General features: G+C 57.9%; 16 protein-coding genes and 1 pseudogene. 1 reads left to right on the forward strand and 16 read right to left on the reverse strand.

Going from position 1 to position 19,201, the window contains the following annotated elements; translation table 11 throughout:
* Nucleotides 1–32 precede the first annotated feature (32 nt).
* From ASE07_RS24135 to ASE07_RS24145, 3 genes are all read right to left on the reverse strand, one after another.
* Nucleotides 33–1,667 (reverse strand): long-chain-fatty-acid--CoA ligase, encoded by a 1,635-nt coding sequence (locus ASE07_RS24135; protein ID WP_057293357.1) that lies wholly within the window; start codon nt 1,665–1,667, stop codon nt 33–35.
* A 387-nt stretch (nt 1,668–2,054) separates the two neighbouring features.
* On the reverse strand, nt 2,055–2,903 hold the full coding sequence (locus ASE07_RS24140) for a 3-hydroxybutyryl-CoA dehydrogenase (protein WP_057293358.1): 849 nt from the start codon (nt 2,901–2,903) through the stop codon (nt 2,055–2,057).
* A gap of 609 nt (nt 2,904–3,512) precedes the next feature.
* Nucleotides 3,513–3,896, reverse strand: a complete 384-nt coding sequence (locus tag ASE07_RS24145) for a recombinase family protein (protein ID WP_162256946.1) — start codon at nt 3,894–3,896, stop codon at nt 3,513–3,515.
* Nucleotides 3,897–4,511: 615 nt separating this feature from the next.
* Here ASE07_RS24145 and ASE07_RS24150 point away from each other — a divergent pair.
* Nucleotides 4,512–4,997 carry an FKBP-type peptidyl-prolyl cis-trans isomerase gene (locus ASE07_RS24150; RefSeq protein WP_057293360.1) on the forward strand — a complete coding sequence of 162 codons (486 nt, stop codon included), beginning with the start codon at nt 4,512–4,514 and terminating at the stop codon, nt 4,995–4,997.
* 327 nt (nt 4,998–5,324) lie between these two features.
* Here ASE07_RS24150 and ASE07_RS24155 read toward each other — a convergent pair whose 3' ends face one another.
* The 13 genes and pseudogenes from ASE07_RS24155 to ASE07_RS24210 form a co-directional block, all read right to left on the reverse strand.
* A complete protein-coding gene (locus ASE07_RS24155) occupies nt 5,325–6,215 on the reverse strand; it encodes a LysR family transcriptional regulator (RefSeq protein WP_057293361.1) in 891 nt (296 codons plus the stop codon).
* Nucleotides 6,216–6,308: 93 nt separating this feature from the next.
* Nucleotides 6,309–7,472: an acyl-CoA dehydrogenase family protein gene (locus tag ASE07_RS24160; protein WP_057293362.1), complete on the reverse strand. Its 1,164-nt coding sequence runs from the start codon at nt 7,470–7,472 to the stop codon at nt 6,309–6,311.
* 3 nt (nt 7,473–7,475) lie between these two features.
* Nucleotides 7,476–7,868 (reverse strand): cupin domain-containing protein, encoded by a 393-nt coding sequence (locus tag ASE07_RS24165; protein ID WP_057293363.1) that lies wholly within the window; start codon nt 7,866–7,868, stop codon nt 7,476–7,478.
* On the reverse strand, nt 7,868–9,100 hold the full coding sequence (locus tag ASE07_RS24170) for a CaiB/BaiF CoA transferase family protein (protein WP_057293364.1): 1,233 nt from the start codon (nt 9,098–9,100) through the stop codon (nt 7,868–7,870). The genes ASE07_RS24165 and ASE07_RS24170 overlap by 1 nt, the downstream gene beginning before the upstream one ends.
* Nucleotides 9,101–9,107: 7 nt before the next feature.
* Entirely contained in the window at nt 9,108–10,061 is a 954-nt protein-coding gene (locus tag ASE07_RS24175) for a Bug family tripartite tricarboxylate transporter substrate binding protein (protein ID WP_442946126.1), read from the reverse strand.
* 630 nt (nt 10,062–10,691) lie between these two features.
* On the reverse strand, nt 10,692–11,678 hold the full coding sequence (locus ASE07_RS24180) for a Bug family tripartite tricarboxylate transporter substrate binding protein (protein WP_156396961.1): 987 nt from the start codon (nt 11,676–11,678) through the stop codon (nt 10,692–10,694).
* 62 nt (nt 11,679–11,740) lie between these two features.
* Nucleotides 11,741–12,181 (reverse strand): SRPBCC family protein, encoded by a 441-nt coding sequence (locus ASE07_RS24185; protein WP_057293366.1) that lies wholly within the window; start codon nt 12,179–12,181, stop codon nt 11,741–11,743.
* Nucleotides 12,182–12,187: 6 nt separating this feature from the next.
* The gene (locus ASE07_RS24190; RefSeq protein WP_200961012.1) at nt 12,188–13,912 is read right to left on the reverse strand and encodes a flotillin family protein; all 1,725 of its coding nucleotides are present in this window, start codon (nt 13,910–13,912) and stop codon (nt 12,188–12,190) included.
* A gap of 13 nt (nt 13,913–13,925) precedes the next feature.
* Nucleotides 13,926–14,756 carry a phosphoenolpyruvate hydrolase family protein gene (locus ASE07_RS24195; RefSeq protein WP_057293368.1) on the reverse strand — a complete coding sequence of 277 codons (831 nt, stop codon included), beginning with the start codon at nt 14,754–14,756 and terminating at the stop codon, nt 13,926–13,928.
* An 8-nt stretch (nt 14,757–14,764) separates the two neighbouring features.
* Nucleotides 14,765–15,991, reverse strand: coding sequence for a Tm-1-like ATP-binding domain-containing protein (locus tag ASE07_RS29535; RefSeq protein ID WP_200961017.1), 1,227 nt, complete (start codon nt 15,989–15,991; stop codon nt 14,765–14,767).
* 537 nt (nt 15,992–16,528) lie between these two features.
* Nucleotides 16,529–17,050: pseudogene (locus ASE07_RS30445) on the reverse strand (ABC transporter ATP-binding protein); the annotation flags it as partial.
* Nucleotides 17,031–17,831: an ABC transporter ATP-binding protein gene (locus ASE07_RS24205; protein ID WP_057293369.1), complete on the reverse strand. Its 801-nt coding sequence runs from the start codon at nt 17,829–17,831 to the stop codon at nt 17,031–17,033. The pseudogene ASE07_RS30445 and the gene ASE07_RS24205, both read right to left, overlap by 20 nt.
* 114 nt (nt 17,832–17,945) lie before the next feature.
* Nucleotides 17,946–19,187 carry an ABC transporter substrate-binding protein gene (locus ASE07_RS24210; protein WP_200961013.1) on the reverse strand — a complete coding sequence of 414 codons (1,242 nt, stop codon included), beginning with the start codon at nt 19,185–19,187 and terminating at the stop codon, nt 17,946–17,948.
* Nucleotides 19,188–19,201: the final 14 nt, after the last annotated feature.

A 19,201-nucleotide genomic window follows, 5' to 3' on the forward strand; every position in this document is an offset into this window, starting at 1 on the left:
GTTTCATCATTCGTTAATATCGGGCCAGAACCTCAGCCAGTCAGACGGCCCACCAGATGGTTCTCATACTGGGAGCGCAATACGCTCTTGTGCAGCTTGCCAGTAGCGGTATGCGGCAGAGAATCGACAAAAATAATGTCGTCGGGCATCCACCACTTGGCGATCTTGCCGGTCAGGAATCCCATGATGTCTTCCTTGGACACGCGGCTCCCTTCCTTACGCACTGCGACCACCACCGGGCGCTCATCCCACTTCGGATGTTTAGCACCGATCACCGCCGCTTCGAAGACGTCCGGATGGTCCATTACATGGTTTTCAAGATCGATGGAAGAAATCCATTCGCCACCGGATTTAACCAGGTCTTTGGCACGGTCCGTCAGACGTACGTACCCGTTCTTATTAATGGCGGCGATGTCGCCGGTATCGAAGAATCCATGTTCGTCAAGCGCGCTGCCGATTTCATTGCCGTAGTAGGCTTGCACGATGCAGGGCCCGCGCGCCTTCAGGTGGCCGGCACTCACGCCGTCCCATGGCTGGATCCGACCTTCGTCGTCCTCGGTCCGGAACTCGACCATAAATGGCGGCCGGCCCTGCGTCTGCAGCAAATCGACCATGGCGTCACCAGTAAGATCATGGGTTTCCGGCATCAGCGAACAGATAGCCGCCATCGGTCCCATTTCCGTCATGCCGAATGCGGAGCGCACTTCGACGCCGTGCCCATTCATAAACGCTTCCATGAGCGAGCGCGGACAGGGCGATCCACCGATGTAGATGCGCTTAAGGTCCGTCAGCGTTTCACCGCGCTCGGCAAGGTGTGCCAGTACGCCTTGCCAGACTGTCGGCACGCCGCCCGTACAGGTTACGCGCTCATTAAGCAGTAGTTCACTGAGTGATTCGCCGTCCAGCTGCGCTCCTGGCAGCACCAGCTCAGCACCTGCCATCGGCGCGGAGAACGGCCAGGTCCAGCCGTTCGCATGACACATCGGCACCACCTGCAAGACCACGTCATTGGAACCGAAACCATACATATCAGGCGAGTTGGCGGCAAGCGACATGAGAACGATGGAACGGTGCGAGTACAGTACGCCTTTCGGTTGTCCGGTGGTGCCGGAGGTATAGGCCAGGCTGGCGGCGGTGTTTTCGTCGAAGCTGTGCCAGGTGAAATCAGCATCGACTTCCGCTATCCAGTCTTCGTACGCAATCGCATTCCTCAAGCGCGTCTGGGGCATGTTGGCGCGATCGGTCAGGATCACGTAACGCTCGATCGTCGGTAGTCCGTCGGACAGGCTTTCGACAAGTTCAACGAAACTGGTGTCGAGGAGCAGGACCCGATCTTTCGCATTATTGATGATGTAGGAAATCTGCTCTGAGAACAGACGCGGATTGACGGGATGGTAGATTGCGCCGATGCCGGCGATGCCGTACCAACATTCAAGGTGGTTTGACGTGCTCCATGCCAAAGTCGCAATTCGGTCGCCGGGACGAATGCTATCCTTCACCAGGCGCTTGGAGACACGCAAAGCACGCTCATGTATCTCGGCGTAGTTAGTCACCTTGATCGGGCCTTCTACCGTGCGCGAGACCACCCGGCGCTCTCCATGTTGACGTGCCGCGTGCTCGATCACACGATGACACAGGAGCTGCCAATCTTGCATCAAGCCGTACATGACACACCTCCAGTCGTATCATTGCCTGATGAATGTGGGATTGAGCGATGCGCCGCGATATGGACGATAGCAAGTTTCCGCTTGAGGTAGTGGGGCATTCCCGAAGTCTCCTTATCCAAGGTATTTGTTATATGAAGCTCAGCGAGTTGAACGCTGCATTTATTCAGGCGCCTTGAGTGTTTTCGCTCTGATGATAGACAGTCCGGATTTCGGACTTCGACTGCGTTGTAAGCAGCTTTTATGCCCAGCCATGTAATTCACGGTTCCACAGGCTTTCGCCTTGTGAGTTGTCTGTTCCGTGTTCATACTGCAGACAAAACCACGAAGCGCTGTATCCGGAAAAGACAGAATTTTCGGCGTGACGAGCGCTCCCGAATGCGTATTCGCCTAATACTCGTAGAAGCCGCGCCCCGACTTGCGTCCGAGGTAGCCGGCATCAACCATCTCTTTCAGCAGCGGTGCCGGACGATACTTCGAGTCGTTGAAGTCGTGATAAAACACGTTCATCACCGAAAGAAAGGTGTCTAGGCCGACCAGGTCGGTTAGCGCCAGCGGGCCGATCGGATGATTCGCGCCCAGCTTCATGCCGGCATCGATCTCTTCACGCGTAGCGAGACCTTCCTGCAATACAAATATGGCTTCATTCATCATCGGGCACAGAATGCGGTTGACCACAAAGCCGGGCGCGTTCCTGACCGCGATCGGCGCTTTTCCGATCTTTTTCGCCAACGCATCGGTCGCCGCGAAGGTGGCATCTGTAGTCTGTATGCCACGTATGATTTCGACCAGAGACATGACCGGCACCGGGTTAAAGAAATGCATTCCGATCAGACGGCCTGGTTGCGCCAGCGTTGCGGCAAGTTTGGTGATGGATACCGAAGACGTATTGCTGGCGATGATGCTTTCCGGCTTCGATACGCCGTCGATTTCCTTGAGTATCTTTTGTTTGAGTTCCAGATTCTCAGTGGCCGCTTCGATAATGAAGTCGGCTGCGGCAAGTTCATTAATATCAGTGGATCCCTTGATTGACCCAAGAATCGCCGACTTCTGCTGCTCCGAGATTTTTTGCTTGCTGACGAGACGATCGAGATTTGACGAGATGGCAGCGATGCCGCGCTCGACGGCGGCATCGTTAATGTCGCGCAGTATGACGTTCAGCCCTGCGGCTGCGCATACCTGAGCGATGCCGTTGCCCATCAGACCAGCGCCAAGGACACCTACCGTTTGAATGTTCATTGCATTTTCTTTCTTTAGTCTAATGTTGGTTGAGGCGCATAGACGTGTTCAGGCCACGTATGCCGACCTTATTCTTGCTGGTCGATCGGGCAGCTAAGTGCAACAAATATGCCATGGCGGCGACTGTGTATTAATTAGGTGGCGCAAGACTGCGAAGCCATAGGCAGAACCGCAGATAGAAAGCCTGCCGTACCAATTTTTATGTACAGTGTGTTTCTGGCGAAGACACTTGCTGTAATCATTACTGTCTGCATGAAGAACATATTCAGCCTAGCTCACGGCTTAAAAGCGAGCAGTAAGACTTTCTGCTGGATGGATGGCAGGTAGACGGTCTGCATGGAAGCTCGTTGTTCTGACCGTGCAGCACGGAATTGCATTTATCCGAGCATCGTCGAATCTTTAAGAAGAACTTCAAGCCATTGGTCCTGCGTCTTCAGAGTCAACGCGCCCATCATCGCGGCGGTCAATGTAGTCGGAGCTGGTGGCTACGGTTTCAGTAACGCAACGCATTGCCTGTAACCTCGCAAGGCGGAACGTACTATCGAATGCTCCTGGCGTCTGGCAGTCGCCACAGATATATGGCGGGCTGTGCGATGTGCCAATCTTAATTTACTTGACAGCTCTACGTCTGAGAACGGCGCGCACACTTGCCATATACCACCTCCCACCATATCTTCCTCGTATTCCCAAGCGGTTCAGCGATTGCGCGATCGATCCTAGCGTTTCGCCATGCGCACGTTGCTCAAGGATCTTTAGTACGGCGCTTTCCATGGTCGAGCCGGACAAGTCGTCGCGCGACAGCGCATCCTCACCGGGTGATCCGACAAGTTCTTTTGCTCGTGCGTTAGACATCGCACCATTCAGTGAACTGAGTTGGCGAACCAGAAAATCACCTTTATTCATGTTGCATTTCATCTCTTTAGGCTGGAAGGAGTAACGCCTCACCTCCACGGTAATTCCCGCTTTTTTGCGCGTAAGGATTCGCGTAATCATTTGCTCATCCACACACCGGCCGCCTGTCATTACGCTTATTCTCCCTGGCCCTCGGCCATCGGATTGCCAGTCCGATCACGCGACACAGACGATTGACCGTCGCTACCTCGGCAAGAAGGTAAGGCAAAGACGCGATAGGCGAAGAAAGCGCCGCTGACCAGTGTGTCGGATCGCAAAAACCGTGCCAATCGTAAAATAAATTTTTTAGGTAGTATCGCCACCTGCATCAATCCTACTGTCTAGCTACCGGGGCTTCTCATGTACTTTGACTTCGCCGCGCCTTCAATACTGGACGGTTGTTCGACTAAAAGTGTTCTCACTGTGAACATTCTGGTTTCGCGGGTGTATTTACTATGTGCATATAGGGTCTTCAAGACTTATCTCCCCTGGATTTTTGCGGATACCCCAGATTGAATCGCGGCAGCGCCTTGAATTGATTGATACCAGTGTCTCGCTAGCACCAGTCTTCCAATACCTGTACCCCGCTGGCAAGGAAGCCCGACCAGCGGCTGGCCTGATCGATATTGGCGCTGTCGAGATTCCTTAAGCGCGTGATGGTGACGGTAAAGGCGTAGTCAGCGCTACAATAGGCGCTTCCCAGAGAAAGGACGCCATATGAAGATAGCGAAAGATACCGTGGTCTCGCTCCACTACACCTTATCAGATGCCGAGGGCAATCAAATTGACAAGAGCAAGCAACCCATGGTGTATCTCCATGGTGGATACGGCAATACGCTGCCTAAAATTGAAGCGGCAATGGAAGGCAAAGATACAGGCTATACAACCACAATTAACGTCGAACCGTCCGATGCGTTTGGGTACTACGATGAGCAATTAGTGAAGGTTGAGCCGCGTAAAAACTTGCCGGCGCAAATCGAGGTCGGCATGCAATTCGAAGGAAGGGTAGACGCCGAAGACAATACGCACAGCGTTGTCTTTACCGTGACTGAATTCAATGACGAGCAGGTGACATTGGATGGAAATCATCCACTGGCGGGCCTGTCGTTACGGTTTGCACTGAACGTAACGGACGTACGTGCAGCCACCACGGAAGAAATCTCGCATGGGCACGTGCATGGCCCGCACGGCCATCACCATTGATCTACCGGTGCAGCGGTCGTCAAGCCGCGCACCGTAAAGTGCAAACAGATATTCATCGTCTAGTCTGATGCCCCCTGCTGTACCCTTGGTTTAAGCTTCATACGCAGTCCCACAGGGCTTAAGGTGGCTTCCTATTATATTTTTGTGCGTATAAGCATATAAAGAAATTAAAGAAGACAACGATGGTGCGGCGCAGTATCATGAATCTGTCTCCTCCAACTCAACTTGAATTGGATTCGCCCGCTACCGCAAGGTCTGCGGGCTTTTTTCTTTTCCGACCTGCCTGCATAACTACATCATGCTCCTGAGCCAGATTTCCGGCTCTTATTAAAGCAGATCGGCTAACCGCTTCGCCGCGGCATCAAGAAAAAGCCGTAGCGCTGGAGTGATGCTTGCAGGATTCCACAACAGATGCGCCGCTGATACAGCACGCGCGCCGAGAATAGGCACGAACCGCGCGCCGGAGATCGCCGATCGCGCCAGGGATGCCGGCACCAGCGATACGCCGAGACCGTTTGCTACCAACGCGGTAATGGTAAGCCATTGTCTCGCCGCATATCGGGTCTGCGGTTCAAAGCCAGCCTGTCGGCAGATGGCGATCACATTGTCGTAGTTCGCCGGCGATATCTCGCGTGCGAACATGATAAAGGGCCTGCCGACGAGTTCCTTCAACGCGATCTGCTCTCGCCCCGCCAGTGGATGCGAGGCAGGAAGGCAGCAAACGAATGCGTCGTCAGGCAGTGCAAGACCCGCCAGGCCATCCGGTATGTGAGGCACGTTGACAAAGCCTGCGTCGAGCCTTCCATGCTTCAGGCCGTCGATTTGTTCCATCGATGATTGCTCGCGCAGGGTGACCTCGATGCTGGGATGCCGCGCAAGAAAACAGGTGACGATGTCAGGCACGTCGCGGTACACCATCGATCCCGTGAACCCGATATCCAGTCGTCCTAGACTGCCGGACGCCACTGAACGAGCAGTGTCATTCGCATGTTCGAGCCGATCGAGGATCGCTTGCGCCTCGATGTAATACGCCTTCCCCGCCGCCGTCAGGCTCACGCGCTTGTTGTCGCGCTCGAAGAGCCGGATGCCAAGCTCCTTTTCCAGAGACTGAATCGAGAAGCTTAGCGGCGGCTGAGTGATTGCGAGCCGCAATGCCGCGCGGCCAAAATGCAGTTCTTCGGCAAGAGCGACGAAATAGCGTAAGTGCCTGAGCTCCATGTCTCCCCGTGCGTTGAAGGTCGTATAAACAATAAATAAAGGCGCTTTTCCTCCTTATGCCTTCAATACGCATGCAATACGCATGCTGTGCGGTCAATAGGATTTCGCCAGTCCAAGTACTTTCTCGGCAATAAAGCACAAGATGAGCTGCGGACTAACGGGCGCGAGCCTTGGAATCCACGATTCTCGCAGATAACGCTCGACATGGTATTCCTTTGCATAGCCCATGCCACCGTGGGTAAAGATAGCATTCTCGCAAGCATGAAAACACGCTTCGGCAGCAAGGTACTTGGCAGCGTTGGCTTCCGCGGCGCATTGCCTGCCGCTGTCATAGAACGAGGCTGCCTTGAACACCATCAGGTTGGCCGCCTCGAGTTCCATCCATGATTTTGCCAAGGGATGCTGTATTCCCTGGTTCTGACCGATGGGCCGGTCAAACACGATGCGCTCTTTCGCATACTCGGCTGCGCGGCGCAGCGCAGCGCGGCCGAGGCCAATGGCTTCCGCCGCGATCAGGATCCGTTCCGGATTCAGACCGTGGAGGATGTAGTTGAAACCTTTGCCTTCCTCGCCAATGCGATCCTCGACCGGGATACGCAGACCATCAATGAAGACCTGGTTGGAATCAACCGCCTTGCGGCCCATCTTCTCGATCTCGCGTACTTCCACGTGGCTGCGGTCGAGATCAGTGTAGAACAGCGAAAGACCATCGGTGCCTTTGGCCTCCTCCACCGGCGTGGTACGGGCGAGCAGCAGCATCTTGTTGGCGACCTGAGCCGTCGAGATCCAGACTTTCTGCCCCGTCACCACATAGTGGTCACCTTCGCGTACGGCACGGGTAGCGAGCTTGAGCGTATTGAGACCGGTATTGGGTTCCGTCACCGCGAAGCAGGCCTTGTCCTTACCCTGAATAAGGGGTGGAAGCCAACGCCGCTTCTGCTCGTCGGTGCCGAACACAACCACTGGATGCAAGCCAAATATATTCATGTGTACGGCCGACGCACCTGATAAACCCGCGCCGGTGCTGGCGATCGTTTGCATCATCAATGCCGCCTCGGTGATGCCCAGCCCTGCTCCGCCGTATTCCTCCGGCATCGCAATGCCCAACCAGCCGGCCTCTCCCAGCGCGCGATGAAAATCCTCAGGGAATCCGCCCTCGCGATCCTTGGTCGCCCAATAGTCATCATCAAATGGGACGCACAGCTTTTCGATAGCACTACGTATCTGTTCCTGTTCTGCGCTCAGCAAGTAGTCCATTCTTTACTCCTTCGGCAGGTTAGCGGTCGTGCGGGCATTGGATTCCGCATAAGGCGGGCTGTATATCACTAGTAACCGGGCCGGCTTTTCACTGGTAACCGTGAATACATGCATTGCATCCGCAGGAAAGAAGCAGGTGTCCCCCGGAAGCATGTCGAACATCTCGCCGCCAACTTCGACACGCGCGCTGCCTTCTAGCAAGTAACACACCTGCTCAATGCCAGGATGTGAATGCGGCAGTGCTCCGCCATCACGCTCGATGACGCCCAGCACGACTTCGACATGCTTGGCACCGACGTTCTCCCGACCGATCAGGCGCCGGTTAATCGTGCCGGTGTGGTTTGCCGGCGAATAGGCGGGCGCCTCGCCAGCGCGCACCAGATATCGATTGGTCATTAACTGTTCTCCTTGTCGAGCGAATGGCAAGCGGTCACGCCGCTGGCGATCAATTGTTCAATCTGCTGTACCGAATAACCCGCCTCAGCCAGGATCTCGGCGGAATGCTGTCCGAGCAGCGGCGCCGGCGACACCTCGGGATTAGGCGGGGTCTGCGACCACGAAGTCGGATTTCCCGTGGTGCGTATCGCCCCTTCGGTCGGATGTATAACCTCACGAATGAAGCCCGTCTGCCGCAGGTGCTGGTCTTCAAGCAGGTCGGCCGGGGAGTTCATTGGCATGTTGGGAATGTCAGCCTCATCGAGTAGGGCTTGCCATTCCGCCGTGGTCCTTTCGCGCATCAGGGAGGCGACTTCTGCATAGACAGCATCGATATGGGCGGCGCGCATGCGGTGCGTCGAAAAGCGCTCGTCCCGGGTAAAACGCTCCGGATCGCCGATGGCGGCAAAGAAGTTGCGCCAGTGCTTATCGTTATAGATCAGCACGCAAAGATAACCATCGCGGGTTTGATAAGGCCGACGATGCGCAGTAAGCAGACGTGCGTAGCCCGGCTCGCCCTCCGGCGGTTCGAACGACAATCCGGCCAGGTGGTCACCCAGCACCAACTGCGACATCGCCTCGAACATGGGCACCACGACTGCCTGCCCTGTCCCGCTTTTCTCACGCGCATACAATGCCGTCGTTACCGCATACACCGCATGCAAGCCAGTGACGCGGTCTCCCATGGTGACCGGGGCATAGCATGGCGCTTCTGCGCCATACTGCTGCATGAGCCATGGCAAGCCGGTGGCACCCTGAATCAGGTCGTCGTAGGCAGCCTTCTCCGCATATGGCCCATCCTGTCCGAAGCCGCAGCAGCTGACATGAATGATGCGGGGGTTGCGCTGCCGGACCGATTCATAGTCGAGACCGAGGCGTGCGATGGCTTGTGGTCGCACGTTCGTGATCAGCACATCGGCATGCTCGGCAAGGCTCAGCACCGCTTCGCGTCCCTGCGGCTGTTTCAGGTCGAGCACGATGCTTCGCTTGCCCTGATTGGCGTGAAGGAAGATGTGGCCCATGCCGGCATGGCGCATGGGTCCGACATGACGCATGTTGTCGCCGTCCGGCGTCTCGATCTTGATGACGTCGGCACCGAGCGATGCCAAGATCTGTGTTGCGTATGGCCCCATGATGACCGAGGTCATGTCGAGAATCCGGATGCCCGCCAGCGGGCCTGATTGCGTTGTCATACCTTACCTATTCGGGTTGGATGCCGGCCTGCTTGATGAGCATGCTCCAGTGGTCACGTTGCGCAACGACGTACTTCGCGAATTCCTGTGGCGTCGCCGACGGGCTCACCTGGAAACCCTGTGTCGCAAGCTTGTCCTGCACTTCTTTATCCCCGAGGACCGCCAGGATTTCGGTATTAAGGCGATCGACGATGGGTTTGGGCATTCCCGCCGGGCCGAAGATGCCGTTCCATGACGTCAGATCAAAGCCAGGAACTGTCTGGCCCACGGGTGGCACATTCGGCAGTAGTCTTGACGGCGCGGCAGTAGTCACCGCGAGCGTTCTGACCTTATCTGTCTTAAGCATTGACATGCCTGAGCCGAAATCGACTACGTAGAAATCGATCTGTCCACCGATCAGATCAGTCATTGCCTGCGGACTGGATTTATACGGGACTTGAAGCATATTGATGCCAGCCAGCCGCTTTATGGTCTCCGTCGCGACCAGCGATGTGCTGTTGGGCGTGCCGTAGGACAACTTGCCGGGATTGGCCTTGGCATAATCAACGAATTCCTTCAGTGTTTTAACAGGCAGTTTCGGATTAACGACGACTGCAAATGGCAACTCGCCGACCAGCGTGACGGGTGTGAAATCCTTTACCGGGTCATAGCGCAGCGCCTTGAACAGGCTCGGATTGGCGGAGTGGGAGGTATTGGTGGTCATCATCAACGTATAGCCATCCGGCTTGGCGCCAGCGACATGCACCGCCGCAATCTGCGCGCTTGCGCCCGGTTTGTTGTCCACGATCACGGGCTGCTTCAGCCGGTCGCTTAATTTCTGTGCGACCACCCGTGCAACCCCGTCGGTACCGCTGCCGGCAGCAAAGGGCACTACCAAGGTGATCGGTCCCGAGGGATATGTCTGTGCACTGGCAGAACCAGCGGTTATCAGCAACCCTATGGTTCCGACGAACGTTGCCATGAATTTCATGTAGGTCTCCTCACTTGTTGAAACCGCTCGATGTGGCGGTAGAGAGATCATCATTCAGCGATCAATCCATGTCCAATCGTAAATATGGCTTGTACGATCTAAAGAATGTATCGAAGGGAGCCTGACGGCGATAATAAAACGACAAAACGCGAGCGCTTGAATCACGGCTTTTCGCTTGAAATCGCAATGGAAGCTCTGAAACCTACCTTGCCGCTATACGTATTTTGGACGAGGGCTGTATTAGGGCGAATAGCATTGAGAACGTCGCCGCATTGGCGAGAACTGGAACTTGATTAGGCGTGCTTAGTCACAGAATTTCTTACCTTATGAAGCACTTGAAATGACCGATACGAGAATACAAACATCTTTCGAAGACACAGAGATTGACTATTTTTCTAGTCTTGACGAGTTCGAAAAATGGTATGACCAGCACCTTGCTGCAGAAAGAACTGTAGAACTCCTCGTGGAGATGCTCAAGCTCGGTGCTAAAACCTAATCATCAAGTTCGAGAAACTGCTGGGACCGTGGCGGAAGGTTAAGCGATGCGACACTTGTCATCGCTTTAACCACGTCGCCCCTTGGCTAGAATGCCCCTAGCCTATAAACGCTGCACTCCAATAGCTAGTCGACCTTTCCGATTTTCTTCACCACATCCTTCATTTTCTCTGCATCGGCGGCGAGATAACGCTGGAATTCCGGTGCATCCATATACATGATTGGGCTACCTGCGGTGCTGATGGCCTGCTTAACTGCAGGATCTTCCGCAACCTTTTGCGCAGCATCGCGCAGTCTGGCTATGACGGGTTCGGGGGTATTTGCAGGCACGAACAGCCCTGACCATTGTGCATATTCGACGGGGAAACCTGATTGCTTGAGACTAGGCACCTCAGGGAGCGCGGAGAGACGGTCGGTTCCCCAGTGCGCAAGTGCACGCAGCTTACCCGACTTGATATGCTGGACAACGCTGGCAGGGCCAGTTGAGACCGCATCGACCTGGCCGCTGAGCAAACCAAGCACGGCCGGTGCTGCGCCGGTATAGGGAATATGCAGAATACGCAGATTGGCCTGCGCTTTCAACATTTCCATCGGCACATGCATGGTCCCGTAATTGCCGGAGGAACTGTATGAGTAAGCACCAGGTTTGCTGCGCACTGCGGCGATGAAATCATTAAGATTTTTCCAGGGACTGTCGGCCCGCACCACCAGCACGGTGGGGTCGGCGGTAAAGCGAGCAATGGGTTTGAGTTGCGCCAGCTCAAACATCGCAGGCCGCCCGAGAATCTTGTCGGCCTCAGGAATGGTTGTCATCGATGAGAGCGACATAAGCAGGGTATGGCCGTCCGGCGTTGCCTTGGCAACCTGCGCAATGCCGATACCGCCGCCAGCGCCGGCACGATTTTCCACAACCACGCTTTTCTTCAGTTCCTTTGCCAGCGCCTGCGCTACGGGACGGGCAACTGTGTCGGCCACGCCTCCGGGTGGGAAAGGAACGATGATGGTAATCGGCTTTGCAGGCCAAGCTTCATCGGCCGCATAAACCCACGCACCGGACAGAGCAAGTACGGCGCTCGCAATCATGATTCGTAGAGGAAAATGTATGCGTGACATGGAGGTCTTCCTGTTCAATTGACTGATTTTCTATGTTGCATGTTTTTGGAAATGAAGCGGCATCAGCGTCCGGCAACCAGGTTCTTGAGTGAATTGAATGCCGCCTGAAAGACGCCCTGCCCGATCGACTCGGCAAGCTCCTTCTCGCGTTCCCTGGCGCAGTCAAATTCCGCCGTCCATTCGGCGAAGGTACGATTGCCATCAGTAACCGGCGTCAGCTTCAACGTCGCTACATAATTGTCAACGCCCATCGGGCTCTCCAGTATCGAATAGACGCAGGTGTACTCGTAATCCGACAGAGCCAGCAACTGTTCGCGTATCGTGCCGCCGGAACGCAGCTGGAAGTTGCGGATGCAGCCGATGCTGTCGGAGGGAAGACTGCCCTCGATCCGGCTTTCAGCAACAAACGGTGCCCACTGCGGCAGACCGTTGAAGTCGCGCACTTTCCCCCATACCTGATCGGCCGGAGCATCGATCACGCTGCTGGTATAAACGCGTATCATCTCCGCCTACTCCGACGACTCGCCGTCTTTATGCTCTGTTGCGGCTGTTGCGGCTGTTGCGCCTGCGGTCACTGCAGCAGGCAATGCCGATGCTGCAGCACGCGTCAGGTCCTTGGCATCGAGTCCAATCTCGCGCAGCAGCTGATCGACGATGGGCGCTTGCGCGCGGTAACGCAATGCGGAGCTCACCACGCCGTCGGCCAGTCCACCGCCGTGATCGCCGCCGCCGCTATTGCCACCGCCCGCGCCGCCAAAACCGTCGAGTTGCAGAATCTTGATGCTTTCAATGCGCTCCATTGGCTTGACCGATTCACGGATAATGGCATCCATCTTCTCCACTACCTTCATACGTAGAGCCGAGGTACGGGCGTCGGCCGACAGGACATTGGAGGCTTCGTTCATCTGCCGCAGTCCTTCGGCTTCGATTTCCTGGCGGATACGGGTCGCGACGGCGCGGATCTTCTCGGCATCCGCCTCGGCTTCGGCGTGAGCGCGGATCGCCTCGCCCCGGTCGGCGGAAGCCAGCTTTTCCGCCTCGGCGGCCAAGCGCTTGCCCAGCGCTTCACGTTCCGCGGCTTGGCTGGCGGCGATCAGTTCGATCTGCTTACGGCGCTCGGCAATCTCCACTTCACGTGCGGAGAATACCCTCTCCTCGGCGGACACCGCTTCAGCACGGGCGGCATCAGCTGCGGCCTGCGCCTCGGACTGTGCCTTTGACTGCTGAGCTACAGCGATGGCGCGCTGCTGCTCGGCCAGCTCGAGCGCCTGCCGGCGCTCAATGTTGGCGGCCTGAATCTCGCGTTCCTTCATGATGCGCTCAGCCTCGAGCAGCTTCTCGGAACGCACCCGCGCCTGTTCGATAGCTTCGCGGGAGGCGATCTGGGCACGCTCGGCTTGATGGTCGGTTTCGGCCCGCTCTCGTGCTAATTCGGCGCGCTGCTGGGCACGGGCAATCTCTACTTCTCGTTCCTGAGACAGGCGTGCATATTCGGCTTCACGGTCGATCGAGAGGGACAGCTTCTCGGCTTCCAGGTTCTTGGTCCGAATTGAGATGAGCGTATCCTGCTCGATATCGTTGCGCTGCTTCTTGCGGCGCTCGATCTGCTCGGTCAGTCGCGTCAGGCCCTCGGCGTCGAACTGGTTGGAGGGATTGAAATACTCCATCGACGTCTGGTCGAACTGGGTCAGCGACGCCGCTTCCAGCTCCAGTCCATTCCTGGTGAGGTCGTCGGCAACGATGGCACGTACGCGCTTGACGTATTCCCCGCGCTTTTCATGCATTTCCTCGATGGTCATCTCGGCGGCGGCGGTACGCAGCGCATCGACGAACTTGCCCTCGACCAGTTCCTTGAGCTGCTCCGGCTCCATGCTACGCTGACCCAGGGTCTGGGCAGCGACCGCTACCGACGATGCATTAGCAGCCACGCGCACATAGAACTCGGCGATGACGTCTACACGCATGCGGTCTTTGGTGATCAGCGCCTTGTCACGGCCGCGCTGAACTTCCAGACGCAGGGTATTCATGTTGACCGGGATGACATCATGCACGATCGGCAGCACAAATGCGCCGCCGTTGAGCACTACTTTCTCACCGCCCAAGCCGGTGCGCACGAAAGCACGCTCCTTGGACGAGCGCAGGTATAACCAGTGCAGCAGCCAGACTGCCACTGCAACGACGATGGCCACCGTGACGAGGCCCAGCATAAACATTCCGAAATCAGCACCACTCATGGTCATACTCCTGTTAATACTTAATGTTCTTGAATTCGCGCGTACGTTCAGTCAGCGCGACCTCGACGGGCAGACGCTCCATGCTGGAAGCACCATAGAACCCGTTGCATTCGCGGCATTCGCCAAGGATGAATTGCGCATCGGCCGGCGTCGCGATCGGCCCGCCGTGGCACAACACGATCACGTCCGGATTGAAGCGGCGCGCCGCTTCGGCCCACGCTTGTATGCGGGGGACAGATTCCGCCAGCCCGAGCGCCGTTTCTGCCCCGATCGCTCCGCCGGTGGTGAGGCCGAGATGGCAGACCACGATGTCGGCACCGGCGCGTGCCATGTCGGCCGCATTCCCCTCGCTGAATACATACGGGGTGGTAAGCAGGTCAAGTTCCCGCGCCTTCCGCACCAAATCCACTTCCAGGCCGTAACCCATGCCGGTTTCTTCCAGGTTGGCCCGGAAGCTGCCATCGATCAGCCCTACGGTCGGGAAGTTCTGGATGCCAGAGAACCCGAGATCAATCAGGCGACGCAGGAAGTGCTCCGGAATCATGAAAGGGTCTGTGCCGTTGACACCTGCCAGTACCGGCGTGCGCTTGACCACCGGCAGTACTTCGTGTGCCATCTCCACCACGATCTCATTGGCGTTGCCATAGGCTAGCAGGCCGGCCAGCGAGCCGCGCCCGGCCATGCGGTAGCGCCCGGAGTTATAGATTACGATCAAGTCGATGCCGCCGGCTTCCTCGCACCTCGCCGACAGTCCGGTGCCAGCGCCGCCGCCGATAATCGGTTCGCCGCGTTCGATCATTGCGCGAAACTTGGCCAAGACCTGTTGTCGTTCGATTCTTGCCATGTCGTCTCCTAGCGTGCCTGGCGCAGCGGCGCGCGGTTGTTGACGGCGATCTCCAGCCAAGCTTCGACTAGCGCTTGGGAAAAACGCGCGTCGTTAATGTTATAGGGCAGCTTGATCAGCCTGCGCTGCGGGCCTGCGCGGAAGTCCTTCTCGATTGCCGAAAACAGTGCCCGGTCGGCAGCAGGGTCGTGAAAGGGCTGGCCCGGCACATCAAGCAGCGACACGCCGCCTTCTGGAATCAGGAAGCGCACTGGCCCTTCCATACGGTTCAGCTTGGCCGCGATGAATTCGCCAAAGCGGTGGTTTTCCTCAGGCAAGGTACGCATCAGCGTCACGTTGTCGTTATGCCTGACCAGGGTGCGGCCGCGGAATTGGCTTGGCATGGTGTCGATGCCATGGAAGTTCACCATGTCGAGCGCGCCGCAGGAGCCGACGTAAGGCAAGCGACTCCGTATGATGGCGTCCATGCGCTGCTCGCCGGCCGAGAATACGCCTCCTACCAAGTGGTCGGCAATCTCGGTCGTGGTGATGTCGATTACCCCGTCGAGCAACCCGGATTCAGCCAGCTTTTCCATCGATTGGCCACCTGTCCCGGTAGCGTGAAACACCAGGCAGTCGAAGCGCTCCTCCAGCGCCCTTGTCACTGCCTGCACACAGGGCGTGGTGACGCCGAACATCGTCAAGCCGACCGCTGGCTTGGCTTCGGAGGCTGGCCGGACCGGGTGGGCAATCATGCCGGCCAGCGCATGCGCGGCGTTGCCGAGCACCTGCTCGCTGATGCGGTTCAGGCCCGAGACGTCAGTGACCGAGTACATCATGCAGATGTCGGTCTGCTCGATATACGGCTTGATATTGCCAGAGGCGACAGTTGACACCATCACTTTCGGCACGCCCACGGGCAGTGCACGCATCGCGGGCGTGGCCAGCGCGGTCCCGCCGGAGCCGCCCGCCGAGATAATGCCACCGAGGTCGCGCCGGCTGGGCAGGAAGGCCTTGAACGCTTCCGCCATCGCGCTTACCGCCGCGCCACGGTCACCGCAGAACACCGCCTGCTCGCCGCCGGGATGGAAGCGTGCGACTTCGCGCGGGTGCACGTTCGCGGAAGATGGTGCGCCGCTCGTTGATAGATCGACAGTCACCGTACGGATGCCCATCCGGTCGATGCAGTTGCGCAGGTAGAACAGTTCGCGGCCCTTGGTATCGAAGGTGCCGACGATATAGGCGGCGCGCTCCATGGTTGCCGCCACCGGGAAGTCAAAGACGCGCGCTTCGTCGGCAAGCTTACCGGCTGCCGACGCAATCGGGGCCGGCGGCTGCGCCGGCAACGACGGCAGCGCCGATGCAGCAGACTGTGGCTGCCGCTCCCAACGCGTCACCCGTTCCAGGTTCGCGCTGGCATCGTCGTCCCGGCCCAAGGCGTCGCCGCCACGACGTATAGTCAGGATCTCAATGACGGAACCGTTCTGTTCGCCTCCGCTGCCGCCGCCTTCTGCCTGCGCCGAGCGCGAAACGGATTCTTCATTACCCTCTTCGCCGCCGCGCACGCCCAGCAGACGCTGCTGCAATTCCCGGTCAGCGCCGAGTTCGGCGGCCGGAAGTACCCGCGCCACCCGGCCGTTGACCAGCACCGCAACCGTATCCGAGACATCGATGGCGACACCCAAATTCTGCTCGATCAGCAGTACCGAGACGCCTGCATCCCGCGCCAGCTTGCGGATCATGTCAGCCACGTGCTCGACGATCACTGGCGCCAGGCCTTCGGTTGGCTCGTCCATGACAAGCAGCTTCGGATTAAACAGCAAGGCCCGGCCGATGGCCAGCATCTGCTGCTCGCCGCCCGATAATTGAGCGCCGCCGTTTTCCTTGCGCTCGCCCAGCCGCGGGAACAGTTCGTAGATCCGCTTCACGGTCCATTCGCCGCGCCGCGCCGTCCGGGAAGCCAGCCGTAGATGTTCGTCCACGCTCAACGACGGCCATACCCGTCGCCCCTGAGGTACGTAGCCAATGCCGGCATGAGTAATCCGGTGCGGCGACATGCCAAGCATTTCGGCGCCCTGAAAGCGCACGCTGCCGCGCGCCGGCACCAGCCCCGTGACGGCATTGCAAAGCGAAGTCTTGCCCATGCCGTTTTTGCCGACAACGGCCAACACGCCCTTGTCCAGAGCGAGCGATACGCCCTGCAGCGCATGCGCTTGCCCGTAGTAGACGTCCAGATCGCGGATTTCGAGGATGGGCGCGTCGGTCGCGCCGTCGGTCAGGCCGCGCGTCATGCCCTTAATGGTGGCCATGGCCATGCTCCCCCATATAGATCGCCTGCACCTGCGGATTGTCTTCAATCTCGCGCGGCGTCCCGTGGCATAGCACGCGCCCGTTATGCATGACCGTGACCCGCTCGACCACGTTGAGCGCAATCTCAAGGTCGTGTTCGATGATGATGTAACCGATGTGCTGCGGCAGGCCCTTTAACAGCGCAACCAGCTCCTTGCGCTCAGCCGGCGACAGCCCCGCTGCCGGCTCATCGAACAGAATCAGCCGCGGCGCTCCAGCCAATGCCATGCCGATTTCCAGCTGGCGCTGCTGCCCATGCGACAGTTCCGACACTGGGGCATCGGCCAGGTGCGCGAGGCGCGCATGCTCGAGCAGATCCCTTGCCGACGCTGCACTGGCGTCGTCCGTCTTGGCACGAAAAAAACTGAAGCGACCGCGATTGACGCCGCGAACCGCCAGAAATAAGTTATCGCGCACCGTCAGATCGCGAAACAGCAGCGATGACTGATAGGTGCGGCGAAGCCCGCGCCGGATGCGCTCCTGCGGCGGCAGAACGGTCACGTCCTCGCCGAACAGCAGCACACGTCCGGCGGTCGGCAGAAAATCGCCGGTGATAGCGTTGAACAGTGAGGTTTTGCCAGCACCATTCGAGCCCAGTACCGCGTAACGCTCGCTGGCTGCGACGTTGAAAGAGACGTCGTCGATTGCCTTGAGCGCCCCAAAGCTGCGCGAGACGCCGTGCAGTTCCAGGGCATTGCCGGAGTTGAATCCGGTAGCCGCTCGGGTTGCAATGCTGGTTGCATTCATGGAATAAGGTTCCAAATGGGTCCTAATGGGTCCTAATCGCTAGGCACCGGTACTCCGTCGCGCGGCGGAGTACGGCGCGCGACGGAGTACCGATGGTCCTGGTTGCCTCGATGTTTACTTGCAGTCGGGGTTAGTGCGGGAGCCGATGCCCATCTTCTGGAATTCGTCGCGGCTCATGCCCAGAGTCTGGGCAACGTTGGGCGTTACCTTGACCACCTTGTTGTACAGGTTGCCGTCCGGTCCCTTGGCGACTTCAGTCAGGAAAATGCTGGCCACGCCGTTGCGGTTCTCATCCAGCTTGACATCGCCGGTCGGCGTCTTCAGCGTCATCGAGGTAAGCTGCTTGCCAAGTTGCGAGACGTCTCCTTTAGTCGCGTCCAGGCCAGTCAGCACCGCCTTGGTGTTGACATAGTAGGCATGAGCGAACAGGCCCGGGGTCGGATAAGCATCCTTGAAGCCGGCTTGCTGATAGGAAGTCACGAATTTTTTCCAGTCGGTATTGTCCCAGTTGTCAGCGATCGGGCCGGCGGCTGGCGTGCCAACCAGGCCATCCCGGCGCTTGCCTTTGTAGCCAAGCACGGTCTGGTCGACGGTGATGGAGCCGGCAATGAATGGCTTGCTGCCGCCAGCCTGCTCGTACTGCGAAAAGAAGTTGACTGCATCCGAGCCGCCCAACACGACGTAGATGGCATCGATGTCATTCGGCAGCTTGGCGATGACCGAGGAGTAGTCCTTGGAGCCGAGCGGCACCCACTGCTTGTCCACCACTTTTCCGCCGGCCTTGCAAAACTCGGCCATGAAACCCTGCACCTGGGAATACGGGAAGGCGTAGTCCTCGGCCACGATGGCGACCTTCTTGTAACCCTTCTGGTAAGAGTAGGAGCCAAGACCGTAGGACCACTGGGCACCATCGGTAGTGAAGCGGAAAAAGTTGGGTGACGGATCGGCCAGTGTGGTTTGCTGAGCCGCCGAGGAGCCGTTGACGAAAATGACGTTAGGCTGGGTCTTGGCGTAATCCTTAATGGCGATGCCCTCGGAGCCGGACAGCGGTCCGATCAGTACCTGCACCTTGTCTTGCTCGACCAGCTTGCGGGCAGCGTTGACGGCCACGTCAGGCTTGCCGTTGGAAGAAGCGCGGATCACCTCGATTTTCTTGCCACCCGCGCTGAAGTTATGTTCCTTCATCGCCAGTTCCATGCCGCGCATGCCATCTTGGCCCGATACGGCGAGCGCACCTTCGAGGGTGGCAAGTACGCCGACCTTGATTACCTCCTGGGCCTGGACGGCCATGCCGATGCCGGCCAGCGAGAGGGCAAGGACCGTGGCGCGCAGTTCTCTAGTTTGCAGCTTCATCATTCGTCTCCTGGTTT

This window comes from Noviherbaspirillum sp. Root189, from assembly GCF_001428545.1.
Taxonomy (GTDB): Bacteria; Pseudomonadota; Gammaproteobacteria; order Burkholderiales; family Burkholderiaceae_D; genus Noviherbaspirillum.